Source organism: Thalassospira sp. MCCC 1A03138 (assembly GCF_002115785.1).
GTDB lineage: Bacteria > Pseudomonadota > Alphaproteobacteria > Rhodospirillales > Thalassospiraceae > Thalassospira.
In genome coordinates, this window is record NZ_JFJY01000002.1 from 448,228 (window position 1) to 465,176 (window position 16,949).

At 53.9% G+C, this 16,949-nt stretch carries 18 protein-coding genes; 13 read left to right on the forward strand and 5 right to left on the reverse strand.

The window, feature by feature from the left end:
- Nucleotides 1–174: 174 nt before the first annotated feature.
- A complete protein-coding gene (locus tag TH468_RS06920) occupies nucleotides 175–756 on the reverse strand; it encodes a malonic semialdehyde reductase (RefSeq protein ID WP_085642797.1) in 582 nt (193 codons plus the stop codon).
- Between the two features lie 212 nt (nucleotides 757–968).
- Here TH468_RS06920 and TH468_RS06930 point away from each other — a divergent pair, with 212 nt between their 5' ends.
- The 7 genes from TH468_RS06930 to TH468_RS06960 all read left to right on the forward strand — a co-directional run bounded on the left by TH468_RS06930 (nucleotide 969) and on the right by TH468_RS06960 (nucleotide 7,178).
- Nucleotides 969–2,156 (forward strand): polysaccharide deacetylase family protein, encoded by a 1,188-nt coding sequence (locus TH468_RS06930; protein ID WP_085643029.1) that lies wholly within the window; start codon nucleotides 969–971, stop codon nucleotides 2,154–2,156.
- Between the two features lie 146 nt (nucleotides 2,157–2,302).
- Entirely contained in the window at nucleotides 2,303–3,520 is a 1,218-nt protein-coding gene (gene coaBC, locus TH468_RS06935; protein WP_085642799.1) for a bifunctional phosphopantothenoylcysteine decarboxylase/phosphopantothenate--cysteine ligase CoaBC, read from the forward strand.
- Nucleotides 3,521–3,598: 78 nt separating this feature from the next.
- Nucleotides 3,599–4,072 (forward strand): dUTP diphosphatase, encoded by a 474-nt coding sequence (gene dut, locus TH468_RS06940; RefSeq protein ID WP_085642800.1) that lies wholly within the window; start codon nucleotides 3,599–3,601, stop codon nucleotides 4,070–4,072.
- A gap of 140 nt (nucleotides 4,073–4,212) precedes the next feature.
- A complete protein-coding gene (locus TH468_RS06945) occupies nucleotides 4,213–4,668 on the forward strand; it encodes an Rrf2 family transcriptional regulator (RefSeq protein WP_007088455.1) in 456 nt (151 codons plus the stop codon).
- 202 nt (nucleotides 4,669–4,870) lie between these two features.
- The gene (gene cysK, locus TH468_RS06950; RefSeq protein WP_007088454.1) at nucleotides 4,871–5,821 is read left to right on the forward strand and encodes a cysteine synthase A; all 951 of its coding nucleotides are present in this window, start codon (nucleotides 4,871–4,873) and stop codon (nucleotides 5,819–5,821) included.
- A 120-nt stretch (nucleotides 5,822–5,941) separates the two neighbouring features.
- A complete protein-coding gene (locus tag TH468_RS06955; protein ID WP_085642801.1) occupies nucleotides 5,942–6,745 on the forward strand; it encodes a molybdopterin-synthase adenylyltransferase MoeB in 804 nt (267 codons plus the stop codon).
- Nucleotides 6,735–7,178, forward strand: a complete 444-nt coding sequence (locus tag TH468_RS06960; RefSeq protein WP_085642802.1) for a DsrE family protein — start codon at nucleotides 6,735–6,737, stop codon at nucleotides 7,176–7,178. Before TH468_RS06955 ends, TH468_RS06960 begins: the two co-directional genes overlap by 11 nt.
- A 13-nt stretch (nucleotides 7,179–7,191) precedes the next feature.
- Here the strand turns inward: TH468_RS06960 and TH468_RS06965 are convergent, their stop codons facing one another.
- Nucleotides 7,192–7,866, reverse strand: a complete 675-nt coding sequence (locus tag TH468_RS06965; protein ID WP_085642803.1) for a LysE family translocator — start codon at nucleotides 7,864–7,866, stop codon at nucleotides 7,192–7,194.
- Nucleotides 7,867–7,947: 81 nt separating this feature from the next.
- Between TH468_RS06965 and TH468_RS06970 the strand changes: the two genes are divergently transcribed.
- Both TH468_RS06970 and TH468_RS06975 read left to right on the forward strand, forming a co-directional pair.
- A complete protein-coding gene (locus TH468_RS06970) occupies nucleotides 7,948–8,865 on the forward strand; it encodes a LysR substrate-binding domain-containing protein (protein ID WP_085643031.1) in 918 nt (305 codons plus the stop codon).
- A gap of 101 nt (nucleotides 8,866–8,966) precedes the next feature.
- Nucleotides 8,967–9,500, forward strand: coding sequence for an MgtC/SapB family protein (locus tag TH468_RS06975; RefSeq protein WP_085642804.1), 534 nt, complete (start codon nucleotides 8,967–8,969; stop codon nucleotides 9,498–9,500).
- Between the two features lie 10 nt (nucleotides 9,501–9,510).
- Here TH468_RS06975 and TH468_RS06980 read toward each other — a convergent pair whose 3' ends face one another.
- Nucleotides 9,511–10,551: a LacI family DNA-binding transcriptional regulator gene (locus tag TH468_RS06980; RefSeq protein ID WP_085642805.1), complete on the reverse strand. Its 1,041-nt coding sequence runs from the start codon at nucleotides 10,549–10,551 to the stop codon at nucleotides 9,511–9,513.
- A 53-nt stretch (nucleotides 10,552–10,604) separates the two neighbouring features.
- Nucleotides 10,605–11,936 (reverse strand): GH1 family beta-glucosidase, encoded by a 1,332-nt coding sequence (locus TH468_RS06985; protein WP_085642806.1) that lies wholly within the window; start codon nucleotides 11,934–11,936, stop codon nucleotides 10,605–10,607.
- Nucleotides 11,937–12,164: 228 nt separating this feature from the next.
- Here TH468_RS06985 and TH468_RS06990 point away from each other — a divergent pair, with 228 nt between their 5' ends.
- From TH468_RS06990 to TH468_RS07005, 4 genes are all read left to right on the forward strand, one after another.
- Nucleotides 12,165–13,409, forward strand: a complete 1,245-nt coding sequence (locus tag TH468_RS06990; protein ID WP_085642807.1) for an ABC transporter substrate-binding protein — start codon at nucleotides 12,165–12,167, stop codon at nucleotides 13,407–13,409.
- A 78-nt stretch (nucleotides 13,410–13,487) separates the two neighbouring features.
- Nucleotides 13,488–14,417, forward strand: a complete 930-nt coding sequence (locus TH468_RS06995; RefSeq protein WP_085642808.1) for a carbohydrate ABC transporter permease — start codon at nucleotides 13,488–13,490, stop codon at nucleotides 14,415–14,417.
- A 2-nt stretch (nucleotides 14,418–14,419) separates the two neighbouring features.
- On the forward strand, nucleotides 14,420–15,274 hold the full coding sequence (locus tag TH468_RS07000; protein WP_007088444.1) for a carbohydrate ABC transporter permease: 855 nt from the start codon (nucleotides 14,420–14,422) through the stop codon (nucleotides 15,272–15,274).
- A 5-nt stretch (nucleotides 15,275–15,279) separates the two neighbouring features.
- Nucleotides 15,280–16,353, forward strand: a complete 1,074-nt coding sequence (locus TH468_RS07005) for an ABC transporter ATP-binding protein (RefSeq protein ID WP_085642809.1) — start codon at nucleotides 15,280–15,282, stop codon at nucleotides 16,351–16,353.
- Between the two features lie 36 nt (nucleotides 16,354–16,389).
- Here TH468_RS07005 and ddpX read toward each other — a convergent pair whose 3' ends face one another.
- Entirely contained in the window at nucleotides 16,390–16,947 is a 558-nt protein-coding gene (gene ddpX / locus TH468_RS07010) for a D-alanyl-D-alanine dipeptidase (RefSeq protein ID WP_085642810.1), read from the reverse strand.
- Nucleotides 16,948–16,949 lie beyond the last annotated feature (2 nt).

Genomic DNA, 16,949 nt, shown 5'->3' on the forward strand with positions numbered 1-16,949 from the left:
TATGCGCTAGTAAAGATCAAATAAAAGTTAGATGACAGTTTTCAAGCATCGGAAAAGCTTGAAAAAATACGTCGTCCGAACCCTGATCATACAGGTGTATAATCTGATTTTGCCAAAAAATCTGCGAATGCGCTAGCGCGGCCTTCCCGCGTCGGTTTCGACTTCAGATAGAAATCAGATAATTTCGGCACCTTCGTTAAACGCAAGACGAGGGCTGCGATCAAACAGTTTTGAGGGGTCGCCATAGCCGATATTGATCAGGAAATTGCTTTTGACCGCCGTGCCCGCGAAGAATTCCCCATCAACCTTGGAATTGTCAAAGCCTGACATCGGGCCGCAATCAAGTCCAAGGGCACGTAACGCCAGAATGAAGTAGGCTGCCTGTAATGTTCCGTTACGAAACGCGGTGGTGGCAATTAGGTCATGATTGCCTGAAAACCACGATTTTGCATCTGCATGCGGGAACAGTTTCGGTAATTTTTCATGGAATTCCATGTCATGGGCAATGATGGCTGTGACCGGAGCTGCAAGGGTTTTTTCCCGATTTCCTTCGGAAAGTGCTGGTTTCAGGCGTTGTTTGGCGTCCTGTGATTTGACAAACTTGATGCGCATCGGTTCGCAGTTCGCGCTGGTCGGGCCCATAACCGTAAGGTCCCACGCCTTTTTCAGAAGGTCTGTATCGACATCGCGATCCTGCCAGGCATTGTGGGTTCGAGCTTCATTGAAAAGAATGTCGAGTGCGTCTGAATCCAGCATGCGAATCTCCGTTAATACTGCGGTTGAATTGAGTGCCTTTCAGGTAGGTTGCAATAAACTATACACAAGCCGAGTGACGAAATTGTGGAAAAACAATTGGTTCGCTGGTAGGTTCACAAAAAACATAATTACCGGAAACCATAAAATGAAGACTGTGGTTTTGGGGGCTGCAGTGACCAATTGAGTGGGGTCGCAAAAAGATGGATGTGGCAATGCAAGCACAGACCAATGGGCAGCAAACTTCTGATGCTGTTGCACGCGCCAGACGCGCAAACATGTTTCGTTGCATGGTATTCGGCACGGCCTTTGCGGTCGGTCTGACATTTGGTGTCTCGCCGGGCATGGCCCAGAATGCCGATACAAACGGTACTGCAACAGAAGTCCAACCTCCTGCTGCTGATGTGTTGCAGTCTGACAATCGCCAAAGCAACAATGATGCCTCCGGGGACGTACAGGCACCATCGGGTGATGCGACGTCGGCCGTTGTGTTTATGTATCATCGGTTCGCGGAAATCGATTTCCCGTCGACCAATATTCGTGGTCCGCAGTTCGAAGCCCATATCCGCGAACTTACAAATGGCAAATATACGGTCATGGGCATCCCGGAAATCATTGATGCCATGCAAAATGGCAAAGGACTTCCCGATTATGCCGTCGGTATTACGGTCGATGACGCCTACCGTTCGGTTTATGACGTTGCGTGGCCAGCCTTTAAAAAGCACAACATCCCGATGACGGTATTCGTCGCAACCGAGCAGGTTGATGCCGGGTACGAGAACTACATGACCTGGGATATGTTGCGCGTGCTGGTCAAGGACGGGGTAACCATTGGCGGCCACAGCCAGCATCATTCGCACTTGCCAAGCTTGCCAATCGAGGAAGTGAAGGCCGAACTTGCGCATTCGGCACGGCGTTTCAAGGAAGAACTGGGCTTTGTCCCGGACATCTTTGCATATCCGTATGGCGAGGCCAGCGACGAAGTCGTCGCAGCGGTAAAGGAGGCCGGTTACAAGGCGGCATTTGGCCAGCAAAGCGGCGCGATGAGTACTGAATCGGATATGATGTATCTGCCGCGCTTTGCCATGAACGAGAATTACGGCGAAATGGATCGCTTTATTCTGGCGGCAAATTCCCTCCCGTTATCGGTCAGCGATGTGACACCGCCAAATTACACGCTTGAACGTAATCCGCCAGCATTCGGCTTCACCCTCAAGCAGAAGGCAGCCCACGTAGCCTGTTACCCTTCCGAGGGCGAACCGACTATGAATCGGCTGGGCGATGAACGGGTTGAAATCCGTCTGGATGCCCCGGTTTCATCGGGGCGGTGGCGGATCAACTGTACTTCGATGGGGCCGAATGGACGGTGGCGCTGGTTTGGAATGCTTTATACCGTTCCCTGATAAATCATTGAAAATGAACAATGAAATGGCGCCATGGGTTTTACGAACCTGTGGCGTTTTTTCTGATCACTTTGGACGCTTGCGCGCAATCAACGGAGAAGGTAGTGTTAATCACACTTCTTCAACGTAAATAGTTGGTAACCACAGTGCAGGCAGGAAAAAATATCCTTCTGATCATCTCGGGCGGCATTGCCGCCTATAAGGTTCTTGAGGTGATCCGGCGGTTGCGCGACCGGGATATCAATATCCGCGCGATCCTGACCAAAGGCGGTGCAGAGTTCGTTACACCGCTGTCGGTGGCCGCCCTGACCGAGAACAAGGTTTATCAGGATCTTTTTTCTCTGACCGATGAGTCCGAAATGGGCCATATCCGCCTGTCGCGTGAGGCCGACCTTGTTCTGGTCGCCCCGGCAAGTGCCGATATCCTTGCGAAAATGGCCACCGGACAGGCGGGTGATCTTGCAACGACTGCCCTGTTGGCTACCAACAAGCCGGTGATGGTCGTTCCTGCGATGAATGTCGAAATGTGGAACCATGCGGCGACACAGGCAAATATCGCGACCCTTGAAGGGCGTGGCGTGATGCGTGTCGGGCCGGCGGCGGGTGATCTGGCTTGTGGTGAAACCGGATCGGGTCGTTTGGCGGAACCTGCTGAAATCATCGCAGCGGTTGTGGATTTTCTTGAAGGACAGCCGGTTTCAAAACCGCTTTCAGGGAAAAAGGCCGTTGTAACCAGTGGCCCGACATACGAGCCGATTGATCCGGTGCGCTACATCGCCAACCGGTCTTCGGGCAAGCAAGGACATGCGATTGCCGGGGCTCTTGCTGCGGCGGGTGCAGATGTGACGCTGGTTAGCGGCCCGGTAAGCCTGCCTGATCCGATGGGTGTCAAAGTTGTGCGTATTGAAACAGCCCGCCAGATGCTTGATTCGGTGCTGGCTGCCCTGCCCGTCGATATCGCGATTTGTGCTGCCGCAGTCGCAGATTGGCGCGTAACCGAAGAAGCAGGTCAGAAGCTTAAAAAAGATGGCTCTGGTGTGATTGCAGACCTGAAGCTTTCTGAAAATCCGGATATTTTGGCGACACTCAGCCAGAAAGGTCCTAAACGCCCGCAATTGGTTGTTGGTTTCGCTGCCGAAACGGAAAATGTCATCGAACATGCCCGCGCCAAGCGCGCGCGCAAGGGGTGTGACTGGATTCTTGCAAACGACGTCGCCCCTGGAACCGGGACCTTTGGCGGAGACCAGAATGAAATTTTCCTGATTTCCGGGGTGGATGCCGCCAGTGACGAAACCTGGCCTCGCCAGGGCAAGAACGGTGTGGCACGGGCGCTGGCAGAACGAATTATCCGGCATTTTGCATGATATTATGGATTTAACCAGGTCAGTGTTTGTCCGGCATTGCCACGCATCTGACCAGAAAAGTGAAGACAAGGATTGTTTATGACGCGTTTGACTGTCGATCTGAAACAGCTGCCCCATGGTGCGGATTTTCCGCTGCCCGATTATGCCACCGCACAGTCGGCGGCCGTCGATTTGCAGGCAGCGATTGACGATACGCTTGTGATTGCTCCGGGTAAACGGGCCATGGTTGAAACAGGTATTGCGATTGCCCTACCCGCCGGGTTCGAAGCACAGGTTCGCCCGCGTTCGGGGTTGGCTGCGAAAAATGGCGTCACGGTTCTGAACAGCCCGGGGACGATCGATGCGGATTATCGCGGTGAAATCAAAGTAATCCTGATCAATCACGGTGACGCGGCATTCACCATCGAGCGAGGTATGCGCATCGCCCAGCTTGTGATCGCACCGGTAACTCAGGTGGCGTGGAACGTTGTTACTGATCTGGATGAAACGGAGCGTGGTGCAGGTGGCTTTGGATCGACCGGTGTTGCCGCACCGGCGGGGAAAACGGTCTGATTGCCGTTAAATACACCAGCAATATCATCGAAAGTATTTGGATTATCTGATGATGTTGCTGCGTTGTGAACTCTGATAATCGCCAGTCCCGATATTTCCGGGGGGATCAGCGGGACTGTAAGGGGAGCATGAAAGAGACGATGTTAAAACTGTCAAAGAAGATGCTGTTCGCCATCGAGGCGGTGGTGGACATCGCCTATAACGCTGCGGGTGAACCGGTGCAAAGCCGCGATATCACCGCACGTCAGGGCATTCCGAAACGTTATCTTGAGCAGACCCTGCAACAGTTAGTGCGTGCCGACATTCTTGTCGGTGTGCGTGGTCCGCGTGGCGGGTACCGTCTGGCACGTGAACGTCGGCGTATCACCCTTGCTGATATCGTATCGGTGATCCGGTCCATGGAAACATCCGATGACCCTATCGAAGATCCGGCAGGATCGCCGTTGGGCAAGGAAGTTGTCCGTCCACTTTGGCGGGAATTGCAGGACGAAATGATGGTGGCGCTGACCCGGATCACGGTCGAGGATCTTTGCAACCGTGCGCGTGACGCAGGCCTGCGCAGCGGAATTGAGGAATCACCGGATTTCATTATTTAGTCGTCGGAACGGGCTGCGGATTGTTGTATCGTTAAACCACAAAAATCCGCTGCGGTTCATATCCAATACACAGGCATCGGAAACCGGCCAAACCGGGTTTTGCGTAAAAACTGTTTAAACCCAATTGACTTGGATGTTAAACGGGATAAATACAAATCAAGAATGTGGTTGGTTTTAAATCACAAGAAATTGCGAGGAAAACATGACTGAGTTTCGCGGCAAGATTTACGACAGCATTATCGACACCATTGGTGCGACGCCGTTGGTTCGTCTTTCACGTCTGGCAGCGGCCGAGGGTGTGAAGGCCGACCTGATTGGCAAGCTTGAATTCTTCAACCCGCTGGCGTCGGTCAAAGACCGTATCGGTCTCGCAATGATCGAGGATGCCGAAAAGTCCGGCCGCATCAAGCCGGGTGCAACACTGGTCGAACCGACATCTGGCAATACCGGTATCGCGCTTGCTTTTGTTGCGGCGGCCAAGGGTTACAAACTGATCCTGACCATGCCGGAAAGCATGTCGCTGGAACGCCGCAAGATGCTGATGCTTTTGGGCGCGCAGATTGACCTGACCCCGGCGGCCAAGGGCATGAAGGGTGCGGTCGCCCGTGCCGAGGAATTGGTTGCTGAGATTGATGGCGCGATCATGCTGCAGCAGTTTGAAAACCCGGCAAACCCGGAAATTCATCGCAATACGACGGCCGAGGAAATCATCAAGGATACCGCAGGCAAGATCGATATCTTTGTTGCCGGTGTCGGTACTGGCGGGACATTGACCGGTGTTGGTGAAGTTCTGAAAAAGCATAATCCGAATATCCAGATCGTCGCGGTCGAGCCCGAAGACAGCCCGGTTATTTCCGGTGGCGCACCTGGCCCGCATAAAATCCAGGGCATTGGTGCCGGTTTCATTCCCGGTAACCTTCATACCGATGTGATTGACAAGGTCATGACGATTGGCAATGAAACCGCCTTTGCCACCGCACGCAAACTTGCCAGCATCGAAGGTCTGCCGACCGGGATTTCGTCCGGTGCGGCCGTTGCTGCCGGTATCGAGCTTGGCCAGTTGCCGGAAAACGAAGGCAAACGTATCGTGATCATCATCCCGAGCTTTGCCGAACGTTATCTGTCGACCCCGCTGTTCGAAGGTCTTCAGTAATCCGGTTTTGCTGACCGACGCATCTTAAGAAGGCCCGGATTTTCCCGGGCCTTTCTTGTCTGTGCCACGCACGCTATATGCAATGGTAGACCCGTTTGGAATGAATGAAAGAAACCGCGTGTGAGTGATTTTGATTTCAGCGAAAATGAAGTGCAGCGCTATGCCCGACATATCGTCCTGAAGGATGTTGGCGGTACAGGTCAGATGAAGCTGAAACGCGGGCGGGTCCTGATTGTCGGCGCAGGCGGGCTTGGGTCGCCCTTGGCGATGTATCTGGCAGCGGCCGGGGTCGGAATCATCGGGATCGTCGATGCCGATACGGTCGAACTTTCCAATCTGCAGCGTCAGATCGCACATGGCATGAAAGACCTTGGCAGGCCAAAGGTTGAAAGTGCCAAATCAACCATGCTCGACATGAACCCGGAAATCACCGTACGGACGCATGATGTGCGGCTTGATGCGTCCAATGTTATGGACCTGATTGGGGATTATGATGTGATTGCCGATGGGTCGGATAATTTCGAAACACGATTCCTGCTAAACGATGCATGCTATTTTGCGGGCAAAACGCTGGTGTCGGGTGCAGCCCTTCGGTTTGACGGGCAGGTTGCGACCTTTAAGGCGCATCTGGGCGATCCGCATCCCTGTTATCGCTGCATCTATCACAGTCCACCGCCCGAAGACGCCATTCCGTCCTGTGCCCAGGGTGGTGTTCTGGGTTCGGTCGTGGGCATGATCGGTGGGATTCAGGCAACCGAAATCCTCAAGGAACTGATGGGGATTGGCGATGGTTTGTCTGGCAGGCTTGTGATTGTCGATGCACTTGGTGCATCCTTCCGAAAGATCAAAGTCCCGCGCGATCCGGGCTGCCCGCTTTGTTCCGAAAACGCCAGTATCAAGGACTTGTCCATTCATGAGCATTGAAACCGCCAACCAGTCCGAAAGCCCGAAGAAACTGTCGCTGGTGGTGTTTTCCGGCAGCTTTGAAAAAGTTCATTACGCACTCGTAATGGCATCTGCGGCACTGGCTTCGGGGCGCGAGGCCACCCTGTTTTTCACCATGGAAGCCTGCCGTGCGGTTCTGGCTCCGTCGGGCTGGCGTCATTTGCGGACAGAGGCCGAAGGGGCAACGGCTACCTCGATTGATCTCAGTTATTCCATACGTGGCATCGGCACGTTCGAGGAACTGCTGTCCGCCTGTGTCGCACTGGATGGTAAGTTCATGGTTTGTGATATGGGTCTTCGCGCACTTGGGCTGGAAAACGAAGCCAAACGTGAAGAGCTCAAAATCGAGACGGGCGGTGTTGTAACGTTTCTGAATGATGCCCGCCAACAGGGCGAAATGCTGTTTATCTAAGACGTTGAAGAATTCAGTTGGTGCTTGTCAGTAGCTTGATGCCAAGTCCGGCAAGACACAGGCCCACACCACGTTCTATCCAGATTTTAATAGCTGCGATGCGCGCTTGCACCGAAGGCAGTGTCAACGCGACCGCGACCAGCGCAAACCACATCATGTGGCATGCTGTGATATACAAACCGTAACCGATTTCCATCAAAACCGGTGTATCGGGTGAAATCATCTGACTGAACAATGAAACGATGAACAGCATCGTCTTGGGGTTAAGGGCATTGCAGGCAAAGCCGATCCAGAAAGCGGATCCGTTCCGTTTTTGATCTTCTTCCGGCCTGTTGGTGCTTTTGTTTGTCATTCGGGCCTGAAGTGCCGCGGGTCTTTTCGAAAATAAAGCCCGAACATCGGGCCAAAGTGCGGATATCCCCAGCCATATCAGATAGGCAGCACCCAGATAGCGCAAGCTGGTCAGAACCCAGGCATTACTGGCAAATACAACGCCAAGCCCGATCAGCGTATAGGCCAGATGTACTGAAACACCGCTGCCGATCCCGATGGCGCACAGAACACCAGCGCGACGACCCCGTGTAAGTGCAATACGCGTCACCATGGCGAAATCCGGTCCGGGGCTGATAACGGCAAGAATGGTGATGATAGCGACGGCAATGACTTCGATCTGGGCAATGACGAGCATGTTCGTGGTCCTTGATCTGTGAGTTGATTCAGTATCAAATTGAAAAGATCACCAGAAAATCGAAAATTCGTGGGAAATTTCGTGAGTAATTTTCACAGAAAGCGCAATCTGCCGCCACTTGCTGCGTTACCTGCCTTTGAGGCCGCAGCGCGGCATCAAAGCTTTTCGCGCGCTGCCGAAGAATTGCACCTGACGCATGGTGCGATCAGCCGTGCAGTCGCGCAGATCGAGGAACGGCTGGGTATTGATCTGTTTGTTCGTCGCAACCGGCGTGTCTGGTTGACCCCGGCAGGCGAAAGGCTTTTCAAGTCGGTCGTAACAGCGCTGGACGGGCTTGATGGCACGGTCGAGGAAATTCACCGCCATGACAGTGCATCGCCGATACTGTCAGTATCGTGCGAACCCAGCCTTGCCATGCGCTGGTTGATGCCAAGGCTGGGTGCATTTCGCGAAGCCAATCCTGACTTGAATATTGATCTAAGGCTGGCTGGTGGGCCGGTTGATCTACTGGTTGAGGGATGCGATCTGGCAATCCGGCGAGCTGATTTCGGTATTGCCGAAGATTACGAGGTAACCCGCCTTTGGCCGGAATTTGCCGGGCCGGTTTGTGACCCGGATTGCTGGGAAGATATTCTGATTCGCGATTTGTCCAATGCGCGATGGTTGCATAGTCGTACGCGGCCGGATGCCTGGGATATCTGGAGGCGGGCGAGTGGGAGCAATAGCAGTCCGGCAAGTGAGCAATATTTCGACCATTTCTTTTTTACACTTCAAGCCGCCGTCAATCGTTTGGGGACTGCAATCGGGCCTTTGCCACTGGTTTATGATGATCTGTTGGCTGGCCGATTGGTTGCGCCGTACGGTATGGCGCCTACCGGCTATGACTATGTCCTGATTACATTGGATAGACCGGGGCGCGACCCGCGGATTTTGCGCTTCTTTGACTGGCTGATGGCCGAAGCCAAGGGAATTGAAAGCGGAGTCGTTCCACAAGCCTGATTGATATTGCGGTGCCCGGTTTGCCGGTGATGGAACAATGCACGAACAGGGCGCGTTTCGGTTTATATATCAAAGCAGATTAAGCGCGAACTGGATGCGGCATGACCAACCTTTCCTATCTTGCAACCGTCGAAGGCTATTTCGATATTGCGGTGATCGACATGATCCTGCGGCTTTGCGCGGCAACAGTCATTGGCATGTTGATCGGGTTAAACCGGGATGTGAATGGCAAGCCGACCGGCATGCGTACATTGGCATTGGTAGCACTTGGTGCGGCGGTTGTATCGGTGGTTGCTGTACATTTCGAGGATTTGATCGATCATCCCGATGCACTATCGCGCGTCGTGCAGGGGATTTTGCAGGGCGTTTTAACCGGCATCGGCTTTATCGGGGCGGGTGTGATTCTGCGCCATCCAAAGGATATGTCGGTCAGCGGCCTGACGACGGCGACAACCGTCTGGATTACGGCGGCACTTGGCATCGCGTGCGCCCTTGCGGCTTGGCATATCGTGGTGATCGCGACGGTGTTGACGTTGATTGTCCTGATTGTTTTAAAACCGGTCGAGCTGATGCTGGTTCGGCTTCTGGGTAGCGACGAAACGGTGGAAGATATCAGGAAAGACAACGAAGGCTGATTGCCATGGATCAGAAATCCTCCCCTTCCCGGAAGGCGGCGAGGTCATCAATCCGCCGATAAGGCAGCAGCGTTTGCAGTTTTTCGGCGGGTGTGCCGGTCATCAGGCTGTGCAAATGTTCTGACAGGACTTTTCCAACCTTGCGTTGCGGCTGGTAGTAATAGGCAAGTTTCTGTTTTGAAAGCATACGGAACGGCATGCCGCCAAAGCCGACAACACCGATTCCGTCACGGATCGTGTCCATGCCGAGTTCCAGCAATGCTTCAAGTGCGCCAATCATTGTCATCTGACTTGCGCAGACCACGGCAGTAGCATCGCGCTGATCGGTCAGCAGGCGGATGGTGGCTTCGCGGGCCGCGCGGACGGAAACATCCGAAGTCATCCAGATCAGGCTTTCTGGATCAAATCCTGCCTCGATCATGGCGCGGCGTGCACCGCGTTTGCGATAGCCAAAAAAAGTCAGGTCTTCGGGCGGATCAATCATGCCGATTTTGCGATGGCCATCATCAATCAGGCGTTTGACCGCATCATAAGCCGCCTGTTCATCGTCATGATCGACAAAGGCATGCGGGGTTAAAAGTTCCGTCCGGCCAAAACTGACAAATGGAAAGTCATGTTGCAGGCAGTATTTGGCGCGGCTGTCCTGCAATGTGGTGCGCGAAAAGACAACCGCATCGGCCATGTGTTGCGTATGCACGCGGCGAACGGGTTCAAGTGGATCTTCGCTGCTGGTCTGGGCCAGGACAACCAGTGAATAGTGATCGGCCTCCAAACCTTTTGCCAGGCTTTCAACCTGAGCCAGAAAACCGGGGTCGCCGTAATCGCCGACTTCCGGGGAATACAGGATAGAACAGACCTGCATCGTCTTGCCAGTGCGCAGCATGACGCCACGGGCATCGGGATGGTAGCCGATTTCGGTCGCCGCGGCTTTGACGCGTGCGACCGTATCGGGTTTGACCTCCGGCCCGTCTTTCAATGCACGCGAGACCGTTGTGACCGACAGGCCAAGACGGTCGGCGATGGTGCGAAGGTTCGGGCGGGTGGCTGACATATACAGGTCCGTTCATCTATTCTTTGGCGGACAATCTAATCGCCCGTTTGCGGTTAAGGCAATGCGTTGCTTTCGATCACGCGACGCATGAAGTCATAGGATGCTTTTGGCGTCCGTTTGAGCGTGTCGTAATCGACATGCACCAACCCGAACCGTTTTTCATAGCCATAGGCCCATTCGAAATTATCAAGCAGGGACCAGGGCATATATCCCTGCACATTTGCGCCTTCGTCAACGGCGCGCAAAAGAGCCGAGAGATATTCACTGTAGTAGGCAATGCGGTCCTGATCGTCGATATAGCCGTCATGACCGGGGAGATCGGTAAAGGCGCCACCATTCTCTGTCACGAAAACCGGCGGATTGCCGTAGTTTTCCTGCAGAATTTTCATGGTGCGATAGAAGCAGTCACCATCAATCGCCCACCCCATTTCTGTGCGGCGGAAATATTTTGGCGGTTCGGCGTGTTTGAACGGCCAGGCGCGTCCCTCGGCGGCTTCGATATAGCTCGGGAAATACTGGTTCAGGCCCTGAAAATCGACTTTGGTTTTGATCGCTTCAAGGTCGCCATCCTGAATATGGGGTTCCATGCGATCAATAATCAGCTCGGGATAGCGGCCGAAATAAACCGGATCAAGGAAGATGCCATTCCATTTGGCTTCGAACAGATCGATCAGATGGGCGTCCTGTTCGCGTCGATGCGGCAGTGTATAGGCCTTGTGCATCGGCAAAACGAATCCGACCGGGGCATCCGGATAATGATGCTTGATCAAGCGGGCTGCACGGGCATGGCACATATTCAGATGGTGGGCGACGCGCATCGCTGCGCGTGGATCGGTAATGCCCGGTGCGTGGCGGCCTTCTTCATGGCCGACCCATGCAACCACATTGGGTTCGTTAAATGTAACCCATGATTTGACCCGGTCGCCAAACCGCTTCACCAGCAATTCGGTGTAATCGCCAAACCAGTCGACGATATCGCGATTCGTCCAGCCGCCGCGATCCTGCAAAGCCTGTGGCAAATCCCAGTGATAAAGACAAAGCCAAGGATCAAGACCGCGTTCGCACATTCCGTCAATCAGCCGGTCGTAAAACGCCATGCCGGTTTCATTAACTTCGCCGGTGCCATTCGGTATGACACGCGGCCACATTATCGAAAATCGATAATGCTTCGCACCAAGCCGCCGGATCAGGTCAAGATCCTCGGCCCAGCGATGGTAATGGTCGCAGGCGATACTGCCGTTATCGCCATTGGCGACCCGGCCGGGTGTTGCACAGTAGGTGTCCCAGATGCTGTCGCCGCGCCCGTCGTCGCTCGCGCCGCCTTCAATCTGATAGCTTGAGGTAGAGACACCCCAGCGGAAACCGTTGGGAAAAGGTTTGGTCATGGTTGTTTCCTTGCCCTGTCACGGATCGCATTCGTTGGCAGATCCAAAATCGTAACGTTTCGGAAATTTCGGCAAAAAAATAATGCCGGGTCGATTTCGCCTTATTATGGCCGGGTTTTGTTGATTGACAAGAGTGAATAAAGCGCCTATCAAAAAAATCGAAACGTTACGAATTTTCGACCATCAAGAAGTCGGGCGCGAACGTATCCATTAGGGAGGACATCCGTTATGAAGAAATTTTCAAAGGTCGCAGCACTCGCGACATTTCTGAGCGCCGGTGTTTCTGTCGGTGCGCTTCACGCCCAGACAGCCGAAGTTTTGCACTGGTGGACCTCGGGCAGCGAGCAGGCTGCCTTGGGCGAAATCCGTGCGGCTTTCGAGGCGCAGGGCGGCAAATGGGTCGATACACCGATTGCCGGTGGCGGCAATGCCCGTGCGGCTGCGGTCAACCGCATGCTGGGCGGCGATCCGGCGACCGTTTTCCAGTTTTCAATTGGGCAACAATTGCGTGAACTGGCCGATCAGGGACTGTTGGCCGATGTGAATGCGGTAGCCGAAGAAGAAAACTGGGATGAAAAACTGCCACCATTGATCGTTCAGGCGGCAAAATATGATGGTGATTACATCGCGGCCCCGATCAACATCCATGGTGAAAACTGGATGTTCTACAACAAGGAAGCGCTTGAAAAAGCCGGGATCGAGGTGCCGAAAAGCTGGCCAGAATTCGTTGATGCGGCCAAAAAGCTTGAAGATGACGGTGTGATTCCGATCGGCCTTGGCGGGCAGCCGTGGCAGGAACGCATCCTGTTTAACAGTGTCCTTCTCGGCGTTGGCGGGCGTGAATTCTACGCCAAGCTATACAGCACGCTGGATGATGAACTTCTGGCATCCGACACCATGCGCAAGGTGTTTGAAACCTTTGCAGCGCTCAAACCCTTTGTCGATGAAGCGAGCCCGGGTCGTAACTGGAACGAAGCGACCAATATGGTCATCCGCGGCGACGCCGCGTTTCAGTTTATGGGTGACTGGGCCAAGGGTGAAATTATTGCGGCCGGTGTCGAACCGGGCACAACGGTCGGCTGTGCCTTCGCCCCGGCCATCGATACCGCCTATATCATGACGGTTGATGCCTTTGCCTTTTCCGCGATGGACAGCGAAGAAGCACAGGCGGCCCAGGAAAAAATGGCGCATGTGATGCTGGAGCCTGATGTCCAGATTGCGTTCAATAAGAAAAAGGGTTCGATCCCTGCCCTTCTTGATGTGCCGGGTGATAGTTTTGATGTCTGTGCACAAAAGGCCATGGCGACATTGCAGGACAAGAAAACCCATCTGGTCAGTACCGGTCTGTTTGGTGTTCCAAGTGCCGTTTCCGGGGCAATTGATGACAGTATCTCCAATTTCTGGAACAGTGCTGACATGAGTCCGGAACAGGGGCAGGAAGAATTCCGTCAGGCGATTTCCTATGCCAAGTAAGGCAGATGGAATGACACGGCTTTGCAGGTGCGCCGCTGCCTCATGCAGCGGCGCCTTCACAAAGAAGCGAGATTATTCATGGCCGAACCGGCACAGGGTGCGTTGAAGACTTCGCACGATGGCAGATGGCGCTGGCGTCCGCAATGGACGGCAAGAATGGCGCTGATCCCTGCCATGACGATTACCATCGTCTGTTTCTATGGCTTTATCATCTGGACCTTTGTGATCTCGTTGACGCGTTCGCGTCTGTTGCCGGTTTATAAATTTACCGGGTTTGATCAATATGTGCGTCTGTTTGCTAATGAACGCTGGTGGACGGCGATGCAGAATATCGCCATCCACGGCTTCCTGTTTATCGGTGGATGTATTGTTTTCGGCTATTTGCTGGCGATTCTGATTGATCGCGGGATCAAGGCCGAGGGTATGTTTCGCACGGTTTTCATGCTGCCGCTTTCGATGTCTTTCATCGTAACCGGTGTCATCTGGCAATGGGTGATGAATCCGGGTTTGGGGCTTCAGGATGCCGTGCGCGAACTGGGCTGGACCACGTTTGAATTCAACTGGATCGTGCGTCAGGACCGGGCGATCTATACCCTTGCCATTGCCGGAATCTGGCAGCAGGTCGGGCTGTGCATGGCGCTATTTCTAGCAGGGCTGCGTAATGTCGATCCCAATATCTGGAAGGCATCAAGGGTGGATGGCATTCCGGTCTGGCGGGTCTATCTGCATGTGATTACGCCGATGATGCGCACCGTATTCTTTACCGTATTCATCCTGATGAGCGCGATTGTCATGAAGGCCTATGACCTTGTCGTTGCCCTGACCGGCGGCGGGCCCGGCTTTTCATCGGATTTGCCGGCGAAATTTGTGGTCGATCATATCCTGAACCGGCAGGAACTTGGCCTTGGTGCGGCCGGTGCATTTGTATTGCTTTGTACCGTGATTGCAGTCATTTCGCCCTATATCCATTTTGAACTGCGCAAAGCACGCGACGGTGGGGGGCATTGACCATGCGATTTAACCGTCTTGCGCTTTATGGACTGCTCGGGATTGCTGCCCTGATGATTTTGGCGCCGGTTTTTATCATGGTGTCGACATCGCTTAAACCGATGGATGAAATTCGTGATGGCAGCATCTTTGCCCTGCCGGTGGAACCAAGTTTTGACGCGTGGCGCGAAGCATGGTCTGGCGATTGTAGCCAAACCGCAGGCGGAAATTGCGGTGGTCTGTCATCCTCCTTCCTGACATCAGTCAAAATCGTCATTCCGGCGCTTTTCCTTTCGGTCGGACTTGGTGCGGTTACCGGTTATGCCTTGGCAGCGTGGAAAATGCGCGGGGCCAATCTGATGTTTGCTGCCCTTCTGGTTGGCATGTTCATCCCGCCACAGGTAACACTTTATCCCCTGATCATCATGGTGCGCGAACTGGGAATATTCGGATCCATTCCGGGATTGGTTCTGGTGCATGTCATATGGGGCGTTGCCTTTACCACCATGATGTTTCGTAACTTTTTCAAAACCGTTCCGCAGGATCTGCTGAAAGCCGCCCGGATTGACGGGGCCGGATTCTGGCCTTTGTTCTGGCATGTCATGTTGCCCCTTTCGTTGCCGATACTCGGTGTCGCGATGATTTTGCAGTTCACATATATCTGGAACGATTTTCTGTTGGGCCTGACCTTTGGTGGGCGATCCGGACAACCGATGACGGTTGCGCTCAATAACCTTGTCGGATCGCAGTTCGGCGAGAAGGAATATAACGTGGATATGGCTGCCACCATGCTGACGGCGCTTCCGACATTGGCTGTTTATCTGCTGTCGGGGCGGTTGTTTGTTCGCGGAATTGCGGCTGGTGCAGTGAAAGGATAACGGACATGAACGGCGTTGAATTGCGTGGTGTGACCAAGGCCTATGCCGGTCTGACCGTGATGAAGGATATCAATCTCGAAATCGAGGATGGTGCGTTTCTGGTCCTGTTAGGGCCGTCGGGGTGCGGCAAATCGACGATCTTGAACATGATTGCCGGTCTGGAACCCGTCACCGGCGGATCAATCCACATCGCAGGGCGGGAGGTCACGGAACTGGAGCCTGATGAACGCGATATCGCGATGGTGTTTCAGTCCTATGCGCTCTATCCGACCATGTCGGTTCGCAGGAATATCGGTTTTGGCCTTAAAATGCGGGGCATGCCCAAGGCCGATATCGAAAAACGGGTCGATGAAATCGGTGAACTTTTGCAAATTACCCCGCTTCTGGATCGCAAGCCATCGCAATTGTCCGGTGGCCAGCAGCAGCGTGTGGCAATCGGCCGTGCGCTTGTGCGCGAACCATCGGTTTTCCTGTTTGATGAACCGTTATCGAACCTTGATGCCAAATTACGTGCCGATATGCGCGTGGAACTGAAACGTCTGCATGAACGGCTTGGCCGGACAATTGTCTATGTCACCCATGATCAGATCGAAGCCATGACGCTGGCAACCAAGGTGGTGGTGCTGGACAAGGGGTCCATTCAGCAGGCCGATACGCCGGAAAATGTCTATCGCCGACCGGCCAACAAATTTGTAGCCAGCTTTGTTGGGGCCCCGACCATGAATTTCATCGATGGCAAGCTGGTACAGGATGGCGACGGTATTGCATTCGATGGTGGGTCGGGTCAGTTGCCGTTGGCAAGTTTGCCAACGCGCGCACGTGATCTGATCGGGCAACCCGTAACCTTGGGCGCGCGTCCCGAACATCTGATGTTTGATGATCTTGGGGCCAATGCACGGGTGCTTCTGGCCGAACCGACCGGACCGGATCAGTATGTCCGTCTTGCGGTTGCCGGATCGGAAGTCACCGCGCGCACCGGCCCCGAACAGCATTTCAGTTCCGGTACCGATGCGCGGATCATGATTGACGGTGCTCGTGTATCGCTATTCGATCCCGAAAGCGGACGCGCAATTCTTTAGGTTGTCCAATTCCGCATTCGGGGCATCTACCCGATATTATTTCATCATGCTTTGCGGCAGAGAACTGTCGGAAAATAGCGGGTATTTGTTGCGCGCGTTGGGCAACTGATAGTGCCACCATTCATGATCGTAATATTCGAAACCCGCACTAACCATGATGCCCAGAAGCAGCAAACGGTTGGCCTCGGCGTCTTTTGAAAGCCCGTCCGCTCCATGATAGGATCGGATATGCATTTCATCAAACCCTGCCCCCATATCCAGTTCCTTGCCGTTTGCGTCCAACAGCGTTAGATCAATGGCAACACCACGGCTATGTGGCGATCCAAGATCGGGATTGGCGATGAAATCGGGATTGGGTGTATGGTTCCAAAGGGCCCTCTGGGCTTCCTGTGGACGGAAGGCATCCAGAATGCGAATGCGTTTACCGTGACGTCGTGCCATGGCGACAGCCTTTTTCAGGCAGTCCGCCGCATCACGATGAAGATAGCAGGCAGGCCGTGAATAGATCGGTGCCCCGGTGAAATTGCGATCCGTGGCATAAACAATATCAATTTCGACATCATATTCTTGTGGCGTAATTTCGACCAGCGCCATTG

Excerpts from the sequence above, each read along its gene's own strand:
- TH468_RS06920 (WP_085642797.1), bottom strand. The coding sequence starts at position 756 with ATGCTGGATTCAGACGCACTCGACATTCTTTTCAATGAAGCTCGAACC.
- TH468_RS06930 (WP_085643029.1), top strand. The coding sequence starts at position 969 with ATGCAAGCACAGACCAATGGGCAGCAAACTTCTGATGCTGTTGCACGC.
- dut (WP_085642800.1), top strand. The coding sequence starts at position 3,599 with ATGACGCGTTTGACTGTCGATCTGAAACAGCTGCCCCATGGTGCGGAT.
- TH468_RS06945 (WP_007088455.1), top strand. The coding sequence starts at position 4,213 with ATGTTAAAACTGTCAAAGAAGATGCTGTTCGCCATCGAGGCGGTGGTG.
- cysK (WP_007088454.1), top strand. The coding sequence starts at position 4,871 with ATGACTGAGTTTCGCGGCAAGATTTACGACAGCATTATCGACACCATT.
- TH468_RS06960 (WP_085642802.1), top strand. The coding sequence starts at position 6,735 with ATGAGCATTGAAACCGCCAACCAGTCCGAAAGCCCGAAGAAACTGTCG.
- TH468_RS06965 (WP_085642803.1), bottom strand. The coding sequence starts at position 7,866 with ATGCTCGTCATTGCCCAGATCGAAGTCATTGCCGTCGCTATCATCACC.
- TH468_RS06975 (WP_085642804.1), top strand. The coding sequence starts at position 8,967 with ATGACCAACCTTTCCTATCTTGCAACCGTCGAAGGCTATTTCGATATT.
- TH468_RS06980 (WP_085642805.1), bottom strand. The coding sequence starts at position 10,551 with ATGTCAGCCACCCGCCCGAACCTTCGCACCATCGCCGACCGTCTTGGC.
- TH468_RS06985 (WP_085642806.1), bottom strand. The coding sequence starts at position 11,936 with ATGACCAAACCTTTTCCCAACGGTTTCCGCTGGGGTGTCTCTACCTCA.
- TH468_RS06990 (WP_085642807.1), top strand. The coding sequence starts at position 12,165 with ATGAAGAAATTTTCAAAGGTCGCAGCACTCGCGACATTTCTGAGCGCC.
- TH468_RS06995 (WP_085642808.1), top strand. The coding sequence starts at position 13,488 with ATGGCCGAACCGGCACAGGGTGCGTTGAAGACTTCGCACGATGGCAGA.
- TH468_RS07000 (WP_007088444.1), top strand. The coding sequence starts at position 14,420 with ATGCGATTTAACCGTCTTGCGCTTTATGGACTGCTCGGGATTGCTGCC.
- TH468_RS07005 (WP_085642809.1), top strand. The coding sequence starts at position 15,280 with ATGAACGGCGTTGAATTGCGTGGTGTGACCAAGGCCTATGCCGGTCTG.
- ddpX (WP_085642810.1), bottom strand. The coding sequence starts at position 16,947 with ATGGCGCTGGTCGAAATTACGCCACAAGAATATGATGTCGAAATTGAT.